Consider the following 17,955-nt stretch of genomic DNA (forward strand, 5'->3'; position numbering starts at 1 on the left):
CTGCTTGGCATTAGTCAAGTAACACGGGCTTTTGCTTTTGAATGCTGATTAAAAACCTAACTGAAGATCGACATCGATTGATACGATGGCATAGACACAAACAATGACAAAGATATTCAGTACGACACCGAGGAAACCTGGACCCGTACGGCCTTTTTTAATGAACAGTTCAATAATGCCAAATGGAACTGCGGCCATTGCAAAAGGAAGCATTTGAAAAGAATAAAATGTCACGTTGCTGATAATGGCGAGGTTTAGCATGAGCAGGGATAATATCGCTGTGCCGACAGAAATCCAGCCAAATACATTATGCTCTTTAAAAATTCTTACCAATTCCATAATTCCACCTCGCTCACTTTTGCCGTTTTAATGCGTTTTGTCTTTACAAATTTCTCAATTTCTTTAGAAGGTCCAGTGACCACAGAGCCATAAACGGTGACGCCATTTTGATCGATATAGCGTATACGATTAGACAGATCAAGATCAGGTCTGCCAGAGATCGTTGTTGCCCATGTCGGGTGCTGATTAACATAAGCAAGGGCATCTTTGAATTGATCTACCTCAGTTTTTGATGTGTGCTGAAGCTCTTTTAAAAATTCAGAGTCCTTCCCAGGAAAGCCGATTGGCCGCTGATTTCCACTTAATGAATCCTCTGTTTTAATCGCATTCCACAGCACTTTCATATCGTATTTTTTAGCAAAGGAATAAACGTCCTTTGGTGTGTAAGCTCTGTCATAGGATACATACACTTCACTTACTGTTCCTTCAGGAAGCTTGTCTAACGTAGTGAGTGTTTGTTTTTTTGAGGCATCTGCCTGCGCCGAAGGATGGGTAAAGAAACCCTCCGTTTCGCGTGCGCTGTCACCATAATAAGAGATAGTAGGCTGCTTTAATTTATCGAAAAACATCTCGATTTGTTCACTGCCAATGGCTTCTGTTTTATTGCCAATTTGCTTTTGCAGCTTCAATTCGGTGTTCATCCCAAAAAGCTTGACCTGACCTTTTAAATCCTTCATATCAATGGCCACGTTTGGTTTGGTCAAAGCGACGGTGACAGCGGCAGTTTCCATGAAGTGATTGCCTTTGCTCTCGGCTCCGCCAACGCCGTAGTATAAATAACTTCCTAATGTACAAAGCGGTAAAATAATGAGTGTCGATATGACAGCAAGTACGGAAATACGTAAATATGACTTTCTTTTTCCGTATTGTAAAATGGCTTTTTGCTTCTCAGGACTGATGGAAAAGTCTGTCCAATCCGAGTCGTTCAGTTCCTGGCTTAAGCGTTTTTCGTTTTCTTCAAGCTCTTCCTCAAACGCTATCATTTCTTCCTCATTCATCTCACCATTATTATATTGTTCCCATCGCTTGTTAAACTCTTCATTCATCATTAACACCTCTGTTGTAAAGTGCTTTTAGGCGCTGCCTTGCACGAAATAAAACACTTTTGAAATTTGCTTCAGTAATATTCATGACCTTGGATGCTTCCTTGTAATTTAGTTCTTTTAAATAATACAATGTCAACGCTTCCTTGTAGTTATCTGGAAGCTGCTCTAAATACATGGTGAGGACTTCCTTTATTTCAACCTGTTCAGCAGGGCTTTGTACAGACGTTTGTAAAAGACCGCCAATGAGGTCATCCGATATGGTCACTTCTTTTTTATGTTTCCTGACATAATCAATAAAAGCATTTCGTGCCACCTGAAATAACCAAGGTTTCACTTTGCTATGGTCGTAGGAATGAATATGTATATACGCACGCATAAAGGTTTCCTGCAATAAGTCTTCTGCCAAATGTTTGTCTTTTGTCATGGAGAGCAGAAACCTGTAAACATCGTTCATATACATTTGATAAATTTCATCGATCGTCACTGATTTTTCTCCCCTCTATGTTATACACGCATAAGAAAGGCATAAAGTTGCACGAAACTTCTCATTACCGTACATTACTCATCTCTTTCGCCGAATCAAAATCATTTCTCCTTATCATAGCGAAATTTGCATCATTTATAAAGTATTTTCAATAGAACAAATCAGGAAAAAACATCGAAAAACGACAAAATTGGACACAATTCCTATTCTATTCTCCCCTAAAACCTTGTGCTTGAATACAGTCAGAACGTTCATTTTTAAACGAAAAAAATAGGGAGGACTGGACTGTGTACAAATTTTTAGTACCAGGTAATAAAAAATTTGTTATAATAGAGACAAATCCTTCATTCTTCAAACAAAGGAAGTGCACTATGTATAAATTTTCAGGCTATACCGTCAAACTATTATTTGGTCTCCGAGGTGGAATCAAAGTATATCAAAAAGAGAATCTGCCAACTGATCGGGGGTTTGTCATTGCTTGTACACATGAGGGTTTTGTGGATGTTCTTGCATTAGGCGCAGGAATTCTTCCGTTTGAGATCCACTACATGGCGAAAAAAGAATTGTTTGCAAATAAATGGATCGGTGGATTTTTAAAAAAGATTCATGCCTTTCCTGTTGATCGAGAGAATCCTGGGCCAAGCAGTATTAAAACGCCCATTAAATTATTAAAAGAGGGAAAGATCGTTGGGATTTTCCCAAGCGGAACACGTACAACAGAGGATGTTCCTTTAAAAAGAGGGGCGGTTACCATTGCGCAGCTCGGTAAAGCACCAATTGTTCCAGCCGCATACAAAGGACCTTCAAATGCGAAAAGCCTTTTCAAAAAAGGGAAAATGCGCTTAATCATTGGTGAACCGATTGAGCTGTCTGAATTTGACCATCTGCCGCCAAAAGAAAGATTAGGTGCCATGACAGAAGTATTAAATACAAGAATCAAAGAGCTAGAAGCTCAATTAATGGAAAAGGCATAAGAAAAACGACCGCTTGCTTAGGCAAGGGTCGTTTCAGCGTGTAGACAAACCCTCACATTCGGTGTCAGTCCTGCGTGCCGGTGCTCACGAATACTCAATTCGCTCCGCTCCGGTACTCGTTCTTCCTAGACTTCAAAGGTTTTCTATCACGCTGAAAAAGAAGACAAAGGGCTAAAATAAAAATCATTTTAGCCCTTTGTCCACAATGTGAAACGCCCACTTGCTTAAGCAAGTGGGCGTTTTTTGTTACGAAGCGCCTTCTTCAGCTGCTTCTAATAATTGTTCATTTAACTTTTTTACTTCGATGTATGCCACATGGTGTCCATCGACTTCATTAATAATAAATTCATAGCCTTGTTCACGAATGGCGTCATTTTTCTCTACTTCATATTTCTGAGTAAGGAACCAGCCGCCGATTGTGTCGACCTCTTCATTATCAAGCTGTGTACCTAATAGCAGGTTGACTTGATCAACAAGAACCTTGCCATCAAAGATGTAATGGTCTTCTCCAAGTTTACGCACTTCATTGATTTCATCAATGTCGAACTCATCACGAATTTCACCAACGATTTCTTCAAGGATGTCTTCAACGGTCACAAGACCTGCTGTACCGCCATATTCATCTGATAAAATGGCCATGTGTACACGTTCACGCTGCATTTTGAGCAGTAAATCATGAACAGGAACCGTTTCAATCACATGAATAATCGGATTTACAAACTTTTCGATCGTATCGCTTGTAGAGCACTCACCGCTAATGCAGGCAGTGAGAACCTCTTTAATGTTAAGAACACCGATAATGTTGTCTTTGTCGCCATCTTCAATTGGATAACGTGTATATTTCTCTACCTTTGTTACCTTCAGCATTTCCTCAATGGTAATATCATACGGGAAGCTGACAACTTCGGTACGAGGAATCATAATTTCTTTCGCCAGACGGTCATCAAATTCGAAAATTTTATTTACATATTTGAATTCAGACTGGTTAATCTCGCCGCTCTTATAGCTCTCTGATAAAATAATCCGCAATTCTTCCTCAGAGTGCGCCATGTCATGCTCAGATACTTGCTGAAGACCGAACGCTTTCGTTAACAAACGAGCAGATCCATTTAATACCCAAATGAACGGGAACATCACTTTGTAAAAAATCATCAGTGGTCTAGCAAAAAGAAGGGATACTTGCTCAGCCTTTTGAATGGCGAGTGTTTTCGGTGCAAGTTCTCCAACGACAACGTGTAAAAACGTCATGATACTAAACGCGATAATAAAAGTGACAATAGAACTAGCTGATTGAGGAATGGACAGCTCTGCAAAGAGCGGCGCAAGCATATGCGCAATTGTTTCTTCCCCTAACCAACCAATACCAAGGGCGGTAATGGTAATACCAAGCTGACAGGCTGAAAGGTACTCATCAAGGTGAGTTGTTACATGCTTGACAGCAACTGCTGTTTTATTACCTTCTGCGATTAACTGATCAATTCTTGAGCTTCTTAAGCGAATGATCGCAAACTCTGATGCAACGAAAAACGCGGTTAAAGCTATAAGTAAAGCAACTATGAGTAAATTAACTATGTCCAATTAAGGCCTTCGTTCTGACTTTGAGAACGAAGGTAACACCTCCTGTTTAGTGAAAATTTTAACTTAACAGCAGTAAAAATGATTGGACAGCCGTCATTTTTTCAGGAGTAAGCTGCTCTTTTAGTTTTTCACGTTGTTCTGGCTGAAGCTGCTTACAACGCGCCAAAATGCGGTCCATATGCTCATTCATCCGATCGATATCAGAGGTTAAATGGACAAGTTCATCATGATCTTCCTTTTGAGAAGGGAATTGTTCATCTAATCTGGATTTGATGTCAGAAAGAGCCAATCTCTGCTGTTTGCAAAGAACGATTAATTGTAATCGTTTTAAAGCATATTCATCGTAATAACGATAATTTGAGCAAGATCTAACAGGCGCAAGCAAACCTAGATTTGTATAATAATCTACAGTTCGTTTCGTCACCTGTGCAATCTGTGCTAGTTCACCAATACGATACTTTTTCTCAGCCCCATCTGAACATCTCCTCCTAACCGTCACGTTATAGTTTATGAAAATAGTTTAATATAATTCTAGTCTGAAACACAAGTTAATTGTTCATATTTCCTGCCAATAAGAAGAAACAGAGGAGGATTTCCCTCGATTTAGTCAGTCATGTCAAAAACAGCATGATGATACAGGAATTTTCAGATTATTTATGGTAAGATAAAATGAATACCGTTTCATATATATGTAGAGAGGCGGAATTTTACGTGAACCGGAGGTGGTTAAGTGGGGCCCTCAATGTAGTCTTATTTAATCAGTTAACCGTTTTGCAAAACATAACATCATCAATCAGGAGGTGACTCCTTGTTCTTCTAAGAAAGAGCAAGGTTAAATGGACGATATTGTTAATCTGAGTATAGTCGGTGTTTTGATTGCTTTAACAGCTTTCTTTGTTGCATCTGAATTTGCCATAGTAAAGGTGAGAAGTTCAAGAATTAATCAGCTTGTTGCCGAAGGGTCCAAAAAGGCCATCATGGCGAAAAAGGTGACATCAAGGCTAGATGAATATTTGTCAGCCTGTCAGCTCGGTATTACAGTGACATCCCTTGGTTTAGGGTGGATAGGTAAGCCGGCTGTGAAAGAACTTTTGGTTCGGGGTTTTGGTTTGACAAACATTCCTGATTCAGCAATCAGCCTGATCTCAGCAACACTTGCGTTCTCTATTATTACCTTTTTGCATGTAGTTGTAGGTGAGCTTGCACCAAAAACGCTTGCCATTCAAAAGGCGGAAAAAATGACACTATGGCTGTCAGGCCCGCTGCATGCATTTTATATCCTTATGTTCCCTTTCATTTATGTGTTAAACGGGTCAGCCCGTTTGTTAACTAAAATGATGGGCATCGATATGGGGTCTGAAAAAGAACATTCCCATTCTGAAGAGGAACTGAAGATTTTATTATCTGAGAGCTTAAAAAATGGGGAAATCAACCCATCAGAATATAATTATATGAACAAGATTTTCGATTTCGATAATCGAATTGCCAGAGAGATCATGATACCGCGGAGAGAAATTTGTGCGATTCCAGAAGATATGCCGTTAGATGATATCCTCGCTATCATGACGCAGGAAAAGTATACACGTTTCCCTGTGTTTTTAGGAGATAAAGACCATGTTATCGGCATGCTGAACAAAAAGCAGCTCTTTGCAGATCTTGTGTATCAAGGGGAAAAAGATCAACTGAAAATTCAAGATTATATATATCCAGTGATTGAGGTCATCGACACGATTCCTATTCAGGAGCTTCTCGTCAAGATGCAGCGTGATCGAATGCATATGGCGATCTTAACTGACGAATATGGCGGAACGTCTGGACTTGTCACAACGGAAGATATTTTAGAAGAGATTGTCGGTGATATTCGAGATGAATTCGATGAAGATGAGCAGCCAGTTATTCAAAAAAGAGCCGATCATCATTATGTTTTAGATGGCAAAGTGAGATTGGATGAAGTTCAAGATTTGATCGAGATCTCTTATCATGATGAGGAAATTGATACAATCGGCGGACTCATCTTAAAAGAGAATATTGATATCAGAGAAGGACAATCCGTCTATCTTGATGATATTCGAATGAAAGTGCTGGAAATGGATGGACGCTACGTTAAAAAGATCGATTTGAAAAAAGGCGTCACATCGTCAGAAAAAGGCAGTGCACGCACTGGACTTGATATAAAGGAGCCGCTGCTAGTAAACGAAATGACCTTGAGCGAAAAATAAGCTCAAGGTTTTTTTAGGTATTTAGTCTCTTTTATACGAATGTATGTTCGATATATAATAAGAACAAACGTTCTATAGAGGGGGATGGACATGCTTTGGTATGAAACAGCAAGTATCACGGAGAAAAAAACCTCAATGAAACGAATTGAGTTTCATTTAAAGAATTTCAAAAATTATCAAGCAGCAATCTTAAATATCGAAAGGCAGCTTGAAAAAAGAAGCCCGCATCATCTCGACCACATGACACGGAAAAAGTTAGAAGAGCAAAAAAATCAGTATGAACTCATCGTTGCTTGTATTGAAACGGCATTAAAAGAGTTGGACGAAATAGAGCAGCAGCTCATCGATTACAAATATTTTCGAGATTGGCGGATGGCAAAGTGTGCAATGGAAATTGGCTATAGTGAAAAAACACTCTTTTTGATGAAGCGCCAGCTCATGGATCAGCTGCTCATCAGCTTAGCCGCCATCACCAATATTTAAAGATGCTGTCCTATTTGATAAAACGCAGCAAAGAGACATAAAGATCCGATGATTGTGACCAATAAGTAGACAGCAAGTTGTCCAATTTGCCGCTCATGCAGCATGGACGCAGCCTCTACACTAAATGTAGAGAAGGTTGTAAAACCACCGAAAAACCCAGTACCTATGATCATTAGCAGCGGATCACTGTCAGTCACTGTACCTGTCAGTAAACCTAAACCGGCAGCGCCGAGTAAGTTGATGAGAATAATACTATACGGAAAACGAGTATGAAACTTGGTTTTCTGAATCGATTGACTGAGGAAAAAACGAAGGGCACTGCCTATCCCGCCGGCAACAGCTGTATAAAATACAATCATTTATCTGTTTCCTTTCGGCTGCTCATCTTGTTGAAAGAGGCGCTGAGCGGTGATCAGTCCACATAAGGCAGCGCCCACTCCAGCAATCACTGAGATTAGAATGTACATGATACTTGATGTGAACAGTCCATCCTGTAATAAGAGAACCGTTTCTTTAGAAAAAGTGGACATTGTCGTAAAACCACCGCAAAATCCTGTTCCGATCAAAGCAGCAAGATATTGTTTTCTTTTCCGAAACATAAAATACCCTGTTGAAAAGCCAAGAAGCAGACTGCCTGTCATGTTTTCAATCAGTGTTGCATAGGGGAATGTCTGGCTGACAACGGATTGGCTAAGTTCATATCTGCAAAGAGTACCAACCAATCCACCGATAAATACGGCGAGATATGCTTTCATTTACATCATTTCTCCTTTAGAAAAAATGGCGGGTGATCCGTCACCACTCCATCAATGTGGTATGTTTTCATCCTGTCGGCTGTTTTTTGATCTTTCACTGTCCATATAAAGACATCCATTCCAAATGAGTGGATGCGATCAATCCACCATCTGTTGATCATCGTTTTCTTCATATTAAGGCAATCCGCAAAGGAGCTGTACTCCGCTAATTTCCTTTTCGTCAGTTTAAAGGCAGAGGGTTTTATAATAAAAGCTGTTCGAAGAGAAGGGGCGTAAGCTTTGACTCTTTGAAGTGCATTGGCATCAAAAGATTGAACCATGATGTGACGGGAATAGGCAAACCGGTTGATGATGTCGACAACTGCCTTTTCAATCCCAATCTGCTGTTTTGGATGCTTGATCTCAATCAGTATCCCGACACGCTGACTGTATCTTTCAAGAATTTCCTGTAAGGTGGGAATTCGTTCGTTGGCGTACTGAGAATCAAACCAGCTTCCTGCATCCAATTTCTTCAGCCGATCAAGTGTATAACCTTTCACTAAGCCGCTTCCGTTACTCGTTCGGTCAACAGTATCATCATGGATGACGGCTACGTGCTGATCCAATGTCAGCTGGACGTCTAGCTCAATATAATCCGCACCCTGCTGAACAGCTAAATCAAATGCGGCGATTGTATTTTCTGGGGCAGCGCTTGAAGACCCTCTATGCGCGATAATATACACATGCTCCAGCTCCTGACATAAGTTCTGGTCTTATCATATCAAATTTTTGCTGTTTTTCCTTCTTTACTATATGGTACGAGGGAGAGCTGTATGTAATGGAACATGGCATATGGTGAGAAAGCATCGTGTATGAAAGGCGAAAAGTTGCAGGAATATCCCAAGCTCTTATTGAGTAAATCTGAACTACATCATTTTTTCTTCGATCAATTTTGTCCAAATCGTCAGCGTTCGTCAAAATATTAGTGCTTTCGTCATGTTGACTGAAAATTCTGATGTTTTATAATGATGAAAAGGAGGCGAGATGATTGGGTAAAGGGAGAATTAGAGTGGAAGAACGTATTAAGGCCGAAACGGATGCTGAAATGTTTAAAGCGACTCTCCTTGATCAGGCTCAGAAGAAAAAGTAGTTTGCTGCCCGTCGATATGTCTCTAGCCAAAATTTCATATTTGAACTTCATGCCTCGGGATCAGTCCCGAGGCTTTTTATGTAGAGGTCAGACATTTAAGAGAGGACATGAACGAAGGTTATATTATAAACTAGAGAGGATTGTTTTAAAGGAGAGAGACAGACATGTTTACACAAAAATGGATGGATACATATTTTACAGTAGATATTGCGATCCAAATTGGTATTAGCCTTTGTATTTTATTGCTTTTTTTATTGCTTCGGAAAGTATTTACGAAGTATTTATTTCAGCTTTTGTTTAGGCTGACGAATCGGTCTAAAACGGAGGTCATTAACCAAATTGTTGTGGCATTTGAAAAACCAGCCAGGCTGTTTTTCGTGGCACTTGGTTTATATTTTGCGTTAAGACAAGCGCCATACTTTGAGCATCATATGGATGTCATCATTAAATTGTATAGATCTTCTATTATATTGATGCTGACGTGGGGGCTTTGTAATTTAACCGCTGCATCTTCTTTCTTGTTTCAAAAGGTCAATTCGAAATTTGAATTAGATATGGATGATATTTTAGCACCATTTTTATCAAAGGTACTTCGCTTCATTATTATTGCACTGAGTATTAGTGTCATTGCACAAGAATTTAATTATGACGTAAATGGACTTGTGGCAGGTCTCGGTCTAGGTGGTCTAGCCTTTGCGCTCGCCGCTCAGGATACAGTGGCTAACTTTTTTGGAGGGATTGTTATCATTACAGAGAAGCCTTTTACGATGGGCGACTTTGTGGAGACACCAAGTGTTCTTGGGACTGTGGAGGACATTACATTTCGAAGTACAAGGTTTCGAACACCTGCTGAAGCCGTCGTGACCGTTCCGAATTCTACGCTTTCAAAGGAGCCAATCACAAACTGGACAAGAATGAATAAACGTCAGATTACGTTTTCTGTTCGCGTTTCCTACAATACACCAAAGGAAAACATTGATCAGTGTATTAAGCGTCTCAAACAGATGCTACACGAGCATGATGGGGTGCATAAAGAGACGATTATGGTAAATCTCGATGTACTGGCAGACAGCTATTTGAACTTGTTTTTCAACTTTTACACAAACACGACAGCTTGGTCTGAAAACCTTGATATTAAGCAGGATATTAACTATCGCATCATAGATATTTTCCACGAGGAAGGCGTAGAATTTGCTTTCCCTGGTCAGGCCATTTATATGAAACAAAAAGGTGAGAAGCAGCTGGGTGAATAAAGGAGGAATGGTGGGTGGACCAAACAAAGGTGGATGTGTTAAGAGAGAAATTATCGCAGGCTTCACATATCACAGTACTCTCAGGTGCAGGTATGAGTACAGAATCGGGTATTCCTGATTTTAGATCAACGGGTGGTCTGTGGACAGAAGATACTTCCCGCATGGAGGCGATGAGCCGGTCCTACTTTTTATCAAACCCTCATCAATTCTGGCCAAAATTTAAAGAATTGTTTCAAATGAAAATGAGTGGAGAATATGAGCCAAATAGCGGGCACACCTTTTTAGCCAGCCTTGAGCAACAAGGGAAGCATGTGGATATTTTTACCCAAAATATTGACGGTCTTCATAAAAAGGCGGGAAGCCAGCATGTATATGAACTCCATGGCTCCATTCAAACGGCCACTTGTCCATCGTGTCAGGCGGTATATGATCTGCCTTATTTATTAAAAGAAGAGGTGCCGATCTGTCAAAGGGTTACCTCAGACGGCAGTACGTGTGGACGTGTGCTAAAAACAGATGTTGTCCTATTTGGCGATATGGTCAAACATTTAGACCAAGTGGAGACATCACTTCAGAAAACGGACATGCTCATCGTCATGGGGACTTCCCTGGAGGTAGCGCCAGCAAGGTATATTCCAGAAGATGCAGCTCATGATCCTTCCATCTTCATGGTGATGATGAATTTGAGTGAAACAGAATTCGATCCGCTTTTTGATCTTGTCTTTCATGAGCGAATTGGCGATCTCGTGAAAGCTTTATAAATCATTAAAAAACCCGCATCCTAAAGGTGCGGGTTTTACTTTATTGCTGCAGCGGCTTCATTGTTTCATCAAGGACTTCAAATGTATAGCCCTTTGCCTTTAGCTGCGTAATTAAGCTGCTTAAGTATTTTGCCGTCGCCGGCTGATCATGCATTAAGATGATTTTTGGTTCTTTTGGATTTTTTGTCTCCAGCACTTGCAGCTGATTTAATACCTCTGGTACATATTTTGAGCTTTTATATTTCCAATCAAGACTGTCAATGGTCCAGTCCCAGTAGACAAAGCCTTTTTGTTTTAAACGTGCTTTTTGCTGATCGGTTAAATTTGGGGTGCTGCCATAAGGTGTTCTCACAAGATGGGTATACTCACCTGTGACAGAAGCCAAAATGCGCTGATCTTCCTTCATCTCGTTAACAGGAGAATCTTTTTTTTGATAAAAGCGTTTCACATCATGGGTGATGCCATGGAGCCCTAATTGATGACCTTCTTGATGAAGTCTTTTCACAGCTGCCGGGTGTTCTTTAATCTGCGGTCCGAGCATAAAGAATGTGGCTTTCACTTGATGCGCTTTTAGCACATCTAACAGCTGATTTGAAGTCGCTGATGGACCATCATCAAAGGTTAAAAAGATCGTTTGATCCGTTATATGTTTATCTGAATTGATCTTAAAATGTGCATCTAATGTTTTCCGAGAAGCATCTTTTGCTTTCATACTAGTGCTTGTGTCTCTAAATTGACTGCTCGCAGATAATTTCGCCGGCTGATCTGCTGCCTGCATATTGGTTTTGGACATATCCCAAATAAAAAAGAGGATCAGTGTCAGGATGACAAAACCAATCGCCTTTGAGAGCAGCATTGTGTTTGAAGGTGTCTGTTTTTTTTTAACCCGTTGCATTACAATCGCTCCAATAAATCAAAAATTTGTGTCGAATCATGTAGTGGATTCTGTCTTTTTTCGCTGTTTTTTGTCGTGTTTATATGGAGTAAGTATACAGGAAAAAAGAGCCTATGAATATAGAAGATGCTAAAAAATTGGAATCTTTTTGGTTATCAATCTATATTTGTTACAATGAAAGGTTATCCATTTCATATGATGTGAAATAATTCTGAATAATCATTGAAACGAACCCATTTATCCGCTAAGATAGCATCAGATTCAACCATTATTGCAAAGCGAAGGGGAGATTCCATATGAAAATATTGTACAATGGAGATTTCATTGAAAAAAAGGATGCACATATTGATATTGAGGACAGAGGCTATCAATTTGGTGACGGAGTCTATGAGGTCATCCGTGTATACAATGGTACTTTGTTTACGTTAAAGGAACATACAGAGCGTCTGTTCAAGAGTGCAAAGGAAATTGGCATTCATCTGCAAGGTACAGTATCAGATATGGAAGAAAAGTTACAACAGCTCGTCGCTCACAATCAATTAACAGATGGCGGTGTGTATATTCAAGTCACGCGGGGTGTCGCCCCTCGTAAACATCAATATAGTGATTCTCTTACTCCTCAAATCACGGCATATACGTTCCAGGTGAAAAAGCCTGTTCAAGAGCAGAAAGCTGGGGCAAAGGCCATTTTATCTGAGGATCTTCGCTGGTTAAGGTGTGATATCAAAAGCTTAAACCTTTTATATAACATCATGGAAAAGCAGAAAGCATCTGAAGCTGGTGCGTTTGAAGCAATCCTTGTGAGAGACGGTTTTGTGACCGAGGGAACCTCCTCGAATGTATATGCCGTGATTGATGGCGTGATTCGTACTCACCCTGCAAACAATCTCATTTTAAACGGCATTACTCGTAGAAAGCTGCTGGAGGTATGTGAGGAAGAAGGGTGTACTGTTGAAGAAACTCGTATAAGCAAAGAAGAACTGCTGCGCGCTCAGGAAATTTTCATCAGCTCGACGACAGCTGAAGTCATTCCGATTGTTGAAATAGATGGCGAGCCAGTAGGGGAAGGCGTTCCAGGCAAGTTGACAAAGCGCGTACAGGTAGGCTTCCAGCAAAAAATTAACCATGAAAGTGAAGCATCGATCTCTTCATAAATAAAAAAAGGCTGTAAACCAATGTTTACAGCCTTTTGTGATGCATTTATTTCACAATAAGCACAGGTATATCTGATTTTGCTGATAACTTTTCACTCACACTGCCAAACAGCATTTTTTTCAATCTGCTTTGGTCACGTGCTCCCATGACGATGAGGTCTGCTGATATTTCCTCCGCATATTCGATAATCGCTTCCGCTGGTTCTCCCTCTACAATTTCAATGGCAGCCTCAAACTGCTCCTCATTTAAAAGCATTCTTGCTTCCGCAACGACCTCTTCTGTATGGTCTTCAAAAATCAAGGGACTTTGCTGTTCATCATGAGGTACATATACAGGGGGTGTTTGAAGATCTGCCGTACCGCCGCCGATATAAGCTCCGCCAGTCATTGGGCGCGGCACATCAAACACCTGTCTGTCTGTTTTGCCATCATGTGCATAGGTAACGGTCAGCTTGGCATGTAAGGTTTTAGCTAAAGCGATTGCCTTTTTTAATGCTTTCTTACTGTCTTCATGTCCATCAAACGCAACGACCATCCGATCAGCTTGAAACAATGTCCTCATTCCTTTCAAAAGGAGTCTTTACACTCATGGTATACCCGTTAATAGAAAAAGATACACATGAAGGAGAATGATTTTTGTTAGAAAATTTCATTTATTGAAAAATATTTATTGACAAAATAGTGACAGCCACTATAAGATAAAAAAAGATTCAAGAGCCAAAAGGAGGAAATGTCATGTGCAACATTGGAAGAATGAAATCAAACTGCATGAATGGGTTGATTCACGTGACAATTACACCTTCATTGGTCATGGAAAAGGAACTCGTCTGTTCCAATTGATCGGATGAATCAAGGCGTATGTTGCGTATTTGTCAACATGCGCCTTTTTACATGACGAAAAGAGGCGTACCAGCCAGCTGGTGGCCTCTTTTTTTGTTGAATTCATTTCGCATTTCGAAATAAAGGGATGAAAAACAACAAGTAAATGAAGAGGAGTGAAAGCATGTGAACATGCCAAAATCAAGACAAATGACAAAAGCTCAAAAAACGAAACAAGGTGACTTGCAGGAAAATTTAGAAAGCGGCTAGCTTGAAAAGGAGAGACAAACATGTTTTCAGTATTTGCGAAATTAGGCTGGTTCTTTAAACAAGAGTGGAGGCGTTATACGATTGCTATTACGCTCCTGCTCATTGTGAATGTGCTTGAAATGCTGCCGCCAAGATACCTTGGCCAGGCCGTTGATGACATTCGTTCTGGTCAATTTACAACATCCAGTATTGTGTTTTATGTGACCATTTTTTGCTTACTAGGTGTCGTCGTCTATACACTTACATATTTTTGGATGTATCAGTTATTTGGCGGCGCAAATGTCATGGAGCGTGTGATGCGTGGGAAACTGATGCGCCACTTGCTTAAGATGACGCCTACTTTTTATGAAAAGAAAAAAACCGGCAACTTAATGGCATTAGGTACAAACGACTTGAATGCTGTGGCCTTAACAACAGGCTTTGGCGTTCTGACCTTGGTTGATTCCACTGCTTATATGCTGATGATCTTCTTTACGATGGGGCTGACGATTAGCTGGAAATTAACCTTAATGGCGATTATTCCTATGCCGCTGATGGCGCTCTTGATTGCGTTTTATGGAAGCAAAATCCATGAGCGCTTTACAGTCGCTCAAGATGCATTTGGAGATATGAACGATCGCGTTCTTGAATCAGTGGCAGGTGTCCGGGTCATTCGGTCTTTTGTGCAGGAGAAACAAGATGTCGAACGCTTTCGAGAAATGACAGATGATGTATTTCAAAAAAATATGCGAGTGGCGATCATTGATTCTTTGTTTGAGCCGACAGTGAAATTACTTGTGGGGATCAGCTACTTAATCGGAATCGGCTACGGAGCCTATCTCGTGTTCCAAAGTGATTTAACCATTGGGGAGCTTGTTGCATTTAACGTCTATCTTGGCATGATGATCTGGCCAATGTTTGCGATCGGCGAATTGATTAATATTATGCAAAGAGGAAATGCGTCGTTAGACCGGTTAAATCATACACTCAGCTACAAGCCGGACGTAACAGATGCTGCTCAGCCGAAAACGTTACAAGAGCCTGGAGATATTGAGTTTGATCATGTGACATTCAGATATCCAACCTCATCTAAAAATAATCTCATTGATGTGTCCTTTACCGTTCGAAAAGGACAGACGATTGGGATTACAGGCAAAACAGGAAGCGGCAAAACGACCATTGTCAAACAGCTTCTGCGCCAGTACCCGGCAGGTGATGGGCAAATCTTGCTATCAGGTGTTCCAATCCAAGACATTGAATTAGATCAGTTATTTCAATGGATCGGATACGTACCTCAGGATCATATTCTTTTCTCAAAAAGTGTGGAACAGAATATGCGCTTTGGTCATCGGGACGCGAAACAAGATGAGTTAGCACAAGCAATCAAAGATGCTTACTTTGAAAAGGATCTACGCCTTCTGCCAGAAGGTTTGGAGACCATGGTTGGGGAAAAAGGTGTTGCGCTGTCAGGCGGACAAAAACAGCGAATATCCATTGCACGTGCTTTATTAATTGATCCAGACATTTTAATTTTGGATGATTCATTGTCTGCGGTAGATGCAAAAACAGAAACCGCTATCCTAGAAAATCTAAGACAAAACCGTCATGGCAAAACGACGTTTATTACGACTCATCGCCTATCAGCTGTTGAACATGCGGATCTCATTCTTGTCATGGAAGAAGGACGCATTGTCCAAAAAGGCACTCACAACGAGCTCATCCAGCAGGATGGGTGGTACAAAGAACAATTTTTGCGTCAGCAGCTGACAAATCAGCTGGAAGGAGGGGATGAGGCATGACAACAGGAAGAAGACTCCTTGCCTACGCACTCCTATATAAGAAAGTACTGTCTGTTGCCTTAATCTTTCTAATGATTGCAGTTGGTGCTGAGCTGACAGGACCGTTTATTGGGAAGAAAATGATTGATGATCATATTTTAGGTGTAGAAAAACCGTATGTCGAGGTCAATGAAAAGACAGATAAAACCGTTTATTACCAGGGAAATAACTATATACGAAGCGATCGATTAAACAATGGACTGGATTCTGGAAAGCAAATCAATGTGGTGCAAGTCGGATTCGGCTACTATTTTGTGAATGAGCCGATTCGTTTTGATGGAAACAGAAAGATATCGGGAGATCAGCTCACCATTGATAATGGGAAAGAGCGTGAGACCTATGAGGTACAGCGTTTATCAAAAGAAGAGATTTTTGCTTTTTATCAGCCAGAAATCAGTGGTTTGGTGCAGCTTGTTCTATTTTATCTAGGGCTGCTCATCGTTGCGATTTTCTTTCAGTATGGGCAGCATTACTTGCTCCAGAGGATTGCAAATCGAATTATTCAAAAAATGAGGGTAGACGTCTTTGAGCACATCCAAACGCTGCCGATCCGATATTTTGATAATTTACCGGCTGGAAAGGTTGTCGCGAGAATCACCAATGACACGGAAACCATTCGTGACCTATATGTCACAGTCCTTGCTAATTTTGTGACGAGTGCCATTTACATGATTGGGATTTACATTGCCATGTTTTTATTAAATGTGAAGCTGGCACTCATTTGTTTGGTTGCAGTACCGATTATTTTCCTATGGTCGATGACTTACAGAAAGTTTGCATCCGTGTACAATCACCGAATTCGTTCGATCATCAGTGAAATCAATGCCAAGTTAAATGAAGCCATTCAAGGGATGACAATCATTCAAGCCTTTCGTCATGAAAAAGCGACGCAAGAGGAATTTGATGAGCTGAACAACAATCACTTTCGATATCAGCGAAAGATGCTGCATTTAAATTCACTTCTTTCACATAACTTGGTTAATTTGCTGCGAAATTTAGCATATGTGGCGCTCATTTGGTATTTTGGCGGTGCGTCGCTAAGTGCGACAGGCATTGTGTCCATTGGTGTGCTCTATGCGTTTGTCGATTATTTAAATCGATTGTTCCAGCCGATTACAGGCATTGTGAATCAGTTCTCTAGGTTGGAATTAGCAAGGGTTTCATCAGAAAGGGTTTTCCGATTATTAGATGAACCAGGAACAGAAGTGGAAGAACCTGTTCGGAAGAAGCTGGAGGGACACGTTCAGTTCAAAGATGTCACCTTTGCTTATAATGAAGGGAAAAATGTTTTAAAGAACATTACGTTTGAAGCGAAGAAAGGTCAAACGGTTGCACTTGTGGGGCATACTGGTTCTGGGAAAAGCTCGATCATGAACTTGCTGCTGCGTTTTTATGACATTCAGCAAGGAGACATTCTCATAGATGGAGAAAGCATTTATGATCAGTCGCGTCAAACGCTCCGTAAACAAATGGGCATTGTGCTGCAAGACCCGTATTTATTTTCTGGAACGATTGCCTCCAATGTCAGCTTAGGGAATGAAGACATCAAAAGAGAAACGATTGAATCCTCATTAAAGCAAGTAGGTGCCGCAGAGTTATTGAAGCACCTGCCAGAAGGCTTTGATGAACCAGTCGTTGAAAAGGGAAGCACCCTTTCCTCAGGGGAACGTCAGTTGATTTCATTTGCGCGCGCATTAGCGTACGATCCAGCGATTTTAATTTTAGATGAAGCCACCGCGAACATTGATACAGAAACAGAAGCGATCATTCAGCGGGCGCTTGATGTAGTTAAAGAAGGACGAACAACTTTTGTGATCGCTCACCGATTATCCACTATTAAAAAAGCCGATATGATCTTGGTGTTAGAAAAAGGTGAAATCGTCGAGCGTGGCAGTCATGAACAACTCATGCAGCAAGAAGGGCTGTATGCACAAATGTATGAACTGCAAAAAGGTGCTGTTGCAAACAGCTGATGAATA

At 40.7% G+C, this 17,955-nt stretch carries 19 protein-coding genes; 9 read left to right on the plus strand and 10 right to left on the minus strand.

The annotated features are described in order from the left end of the window. Positions 1-48: 48 nt before the first annotated feature. The 3 genes from MHI08_RS04685 to MHI08_RS04695 are packed head-to-tail and all read right to left on the minus strand — an operon-like array spanning position 49 to position 1,869. On the minus strand, positions 49-339 hold the full coding sequence (locus tag MHI08_RS04685; RefSeq protein ID WP_024425288.1) for a hypothetical protein: 291 nt from the start codon (positions 337-339) through the stop codon (positions 49-51). Then, on the minus strand, positions 327-1,385 hold the full coding sequence (locus MHI08_RS04690; RefSeq protein ID WP_046310389.1) for an anti-sigma factor: 1,059 nt from the start codon (positions 1,383-1,385) through the stop codon (positions 327-329). The genes MHI08_RS04685 and MHI08_RS04690 overlap by 13 nt, the downstream gene beginning before the upstream one ends. Continuing rightward, on the minus strand, positions 1,378-1,869 hold the full coding sequence (locus MHI08_RS04695) for a sigma-70 family RNA polymerase sigma factor (RefSeq protein ID WP_024425287.1): 492 nt from the start codon (positions 1,867-1,869) through the stop codon (positions 1,378-1,380). Before MHI08_RS04695 ends, MHI08_RS04690 begins: the two co-directional genes overlap by 8 nt. A gap of 371 nt (positions 1,870-2,240) precedes the next feature. On the opposite strand from MHI08_RS04695, the gene MHI08_RS04700 reads away from it, so the two are divergent. Further along, positions 2,241-2,843 (plus strand): 1-acyl-sn-glycerol-3-phosphate acyltransferase, encoded by a 603-nt coding sequence (locus MHI08_RS04700; protein ID WP_024425286.1) that lies wholly within the window; start codon positions 2,241-2,243, stop codon positions 2,841-2,843. A 246-nt stretch (positions 2,844-3,089) separates the two neighbouring features. Here the strand turns inward: MHI08_RS04700 and MHI08_RS04705 are convergent, their stop codons facing one another. Together MHI08_RS04705 and MHI08_RS04710 are read right to left on the minus strand one after the other, a co-directional pair. Further along, entirely contained in the window at positions 3,090-4,421 is a 1,332-nt protein-coding gene (locus tag MHI08_RS04705) for a hemolysin family protein (protein ID WP_024426590.1), read from the minus strand. Positions 4,422-4,479: 58 nt separating this feature from the next. Next, positions 4,480-4,920: a MerR family transcriptional regulator gene (locus tag MHI08_RS04710; RefSeq protein ID WP_034667702.1), complete on the minus strand. Its 441-nt coding sequence runs from the start codon at positions 4,918-4,920 to the stop codon at positions 4,480-4,482. Between the two features lie 337 nt (positions 4,921-5,257). Between MHI08_RS04710 and MHI08_RS04715 the strand changes: the two genes are divergently transcribed. Together MHI08_RS04715 and MHI08_RS04720 are read left to right on the plus strand one after the other, a co-directional pair. Continuing rightward, positions 5,258-6,640, plus strand: a complete 1,383-nt coding sequence (locus tag MHI08_RS04715) for a hemolysin family protein (protein ID WP_339241045.1) — start codon at positions 5,258-5,260, stop codon at positions 6,638-6,640. 90 nt (positions 6,641-6,730) lie between these two features. Then, positions 6,731-7,123 carry a hypothetical protein gene (locus tag MHI08_RS04720; RefSeq protein WP_024425732.1) on the plus strand — a complete coding sequence of 131 codons (393 nt, stop codon included), beginning with the start codon at positions 6,731-6,733 and terminating at the stop codon, positions 7,121-7,123. Here MHI08_RS04720 and crcB (MHI08_RS04725) read toward each other — a convergent pair. The 3 genes from crcB (MHI08_RS04725) to MHI08_RS04735 are packed head-to-tail and all read right to left on the minus strand — an operon-like array spanning position 7,120 to position 8,600. Next, positions 7,120-7,482, minus strand: a complete 363-nt coding sequence (crcB, locus tag MHI08_RS04725; protein ID WP_339241047.1) for a fluoride efflux transporter CrcB — start codon at positions 7,480-7,482, stop codon at positions 7,120-7,122. The two genes, MHI08_RS04720 and crcB (MHI08_RS04725), sit on opposite strands and share 4 nt — an antisense overlap. After that, entirely contained in the window at positions 7,483-7,878 is a 396-nt protein-coding gene (gene crcB / locus MHI08_RS04730; protein WP_339241050.1) for a fluoride efflux transporter CrcB, read from the minus strand. Positions 7,879-7,883: 5 nt separating this feature from the next. Next, on the minus strand, positions 7,884-8,600 hold the full coding sequence (locus MHI08_RS04735) for a glycerophosphodiester phosphodiesterase family protein (protein WP_339241053.1): 717 nt from the start codon (positions 8,598-8,600) through the stop codon (positions 7,884-7,886). A gap of 305 nt (positions 8,601-8,905) precedes the next feature. Here MHI08_RS04735 and MHI08_RS04740 point away from each other — a divergent pair, with 305 nt between their 5' ends. The 3 genes from MHI08_RS04740 (at position 8,906) to MHI08_RS04750 (ending at position 11,021) form a co-directional block, all read left to right on the plus strand. After that, positions 8,906-9,007: a YhdX family protein gene (locus MHI08_RS04740; RefSeq protein WP_017360338.1), complete on the plus strand. Its 102-nt coding sequence runs from the start codon at positions 8,906-8,908 to the stop codon at positions 9,005-9,007. Positions 9,008-9,171: 164 nt separating this feature from the next. Continuing rightward, positions 9,172-10,260 carry a mechanosensitive ion channel family protein gene (locus MHI08_RS04745; RefSeq protein ID WP_024425736.1) on the plus strand — a complete coding sequence of 363 codons (1,089 nt, stop codon included), beginning with the start codon at positions 9,172-9,174 and terminating at the stop codon, positions 10,258-10,260. 14 nt (positions 10,261-10,274) lie between these two features. After that, a complete protein-coding gene (locus MHI08_RS04750) occupies positions 10,275-11,021 on the plus strand; it encodes an NAD-dependent protein deacylase (RefSeq protein WP_339241056.1) in 747 nt (248 codons plus the stop codon). A gap of 40 nt (positions 11,022-11,061) precedes the next feature. Here the strand turns inward: MHI08_RS04750 and MHI08_RS04755 are convergent, their stop codons facing one another. Further along, a complete protein-coding gene (locus MHI08_RS04755) occupies positions 11,062-11,916 on the minus strand; it encodes a polysaccharide deacetylase family protein (protein WP_024426585.1) in 855 nt (284 codons plus the stop codon). A 296-nt stretch (positions 11,917-12,212) separates the two neighbouring features. On the opposite strand from MHI08_RS04755, the gene dat reads away from it, so the two are divergent. Then, positions 12,213-13,070, plus strand: a complete 858-nt coding sequence (gene dat / locus MHI08_RS04760; protein WP_339241058.1) for a D-amino-acid transaminase — start codon at positions 12,213-12,215, stop codon at positions 13,068-13,070. Between the two features lie 46 nt (positions 13,071-13,116). Here the strand turns inward: dat and MHI08_RS04765 are convergent, their stop codons facing one another. Further along, positions 13,117-13,623 carry a universal stress protein gene (locus MHI08_RS04765; RefSeq protein ID WP_025093324.1) on the minus strand — a complete coding sequence of 169 codons (507 nt, stop codon included), beginning with the start codon at positions 13,621-13,623 and terminating at the stop codon, positions 13,117-13,119. Between the two features lie 556 nt (positions 13,624-14,179). Here MHI08_RS04765 and MHI08_RS04770 point away from each other — a divergent pair. Beyond that, positions 14,180-15,937, plus strand: a complete 1,758-nt coding sequence (locus MHI08_RS04770; protein WP_339241061.1) for an ABC transporter transmembrane domain-containing protein — start codon at positions 14,180-14,182, stop codon at positions 15,935-15,937. Next, entirely contained in the window at positions 15,934-17,949 is a 2,016-nt protein-coding gene (locus MHI08_RS04775) for an ABC transporter ATP-binding protein (RefSeq protein ID WP_342500046.1), read from the plus strand. The genes MHI08_RS04770 and MHI08_RS04775 overlap by 4 nt, the downstream gene beginning before the upstream one ends. Positions 17,950-17,955 lie beyond the last annotated feature (6 nt).

Source organism: Bacillus sp. FSL M7-0791 (assembly GCF_038627085.1).
Classification (GTDB): Bacteria; Bacillota; Bacilli; order Bacillales; family Bacillaceae; genus Bacillus; species Bacillus safensis.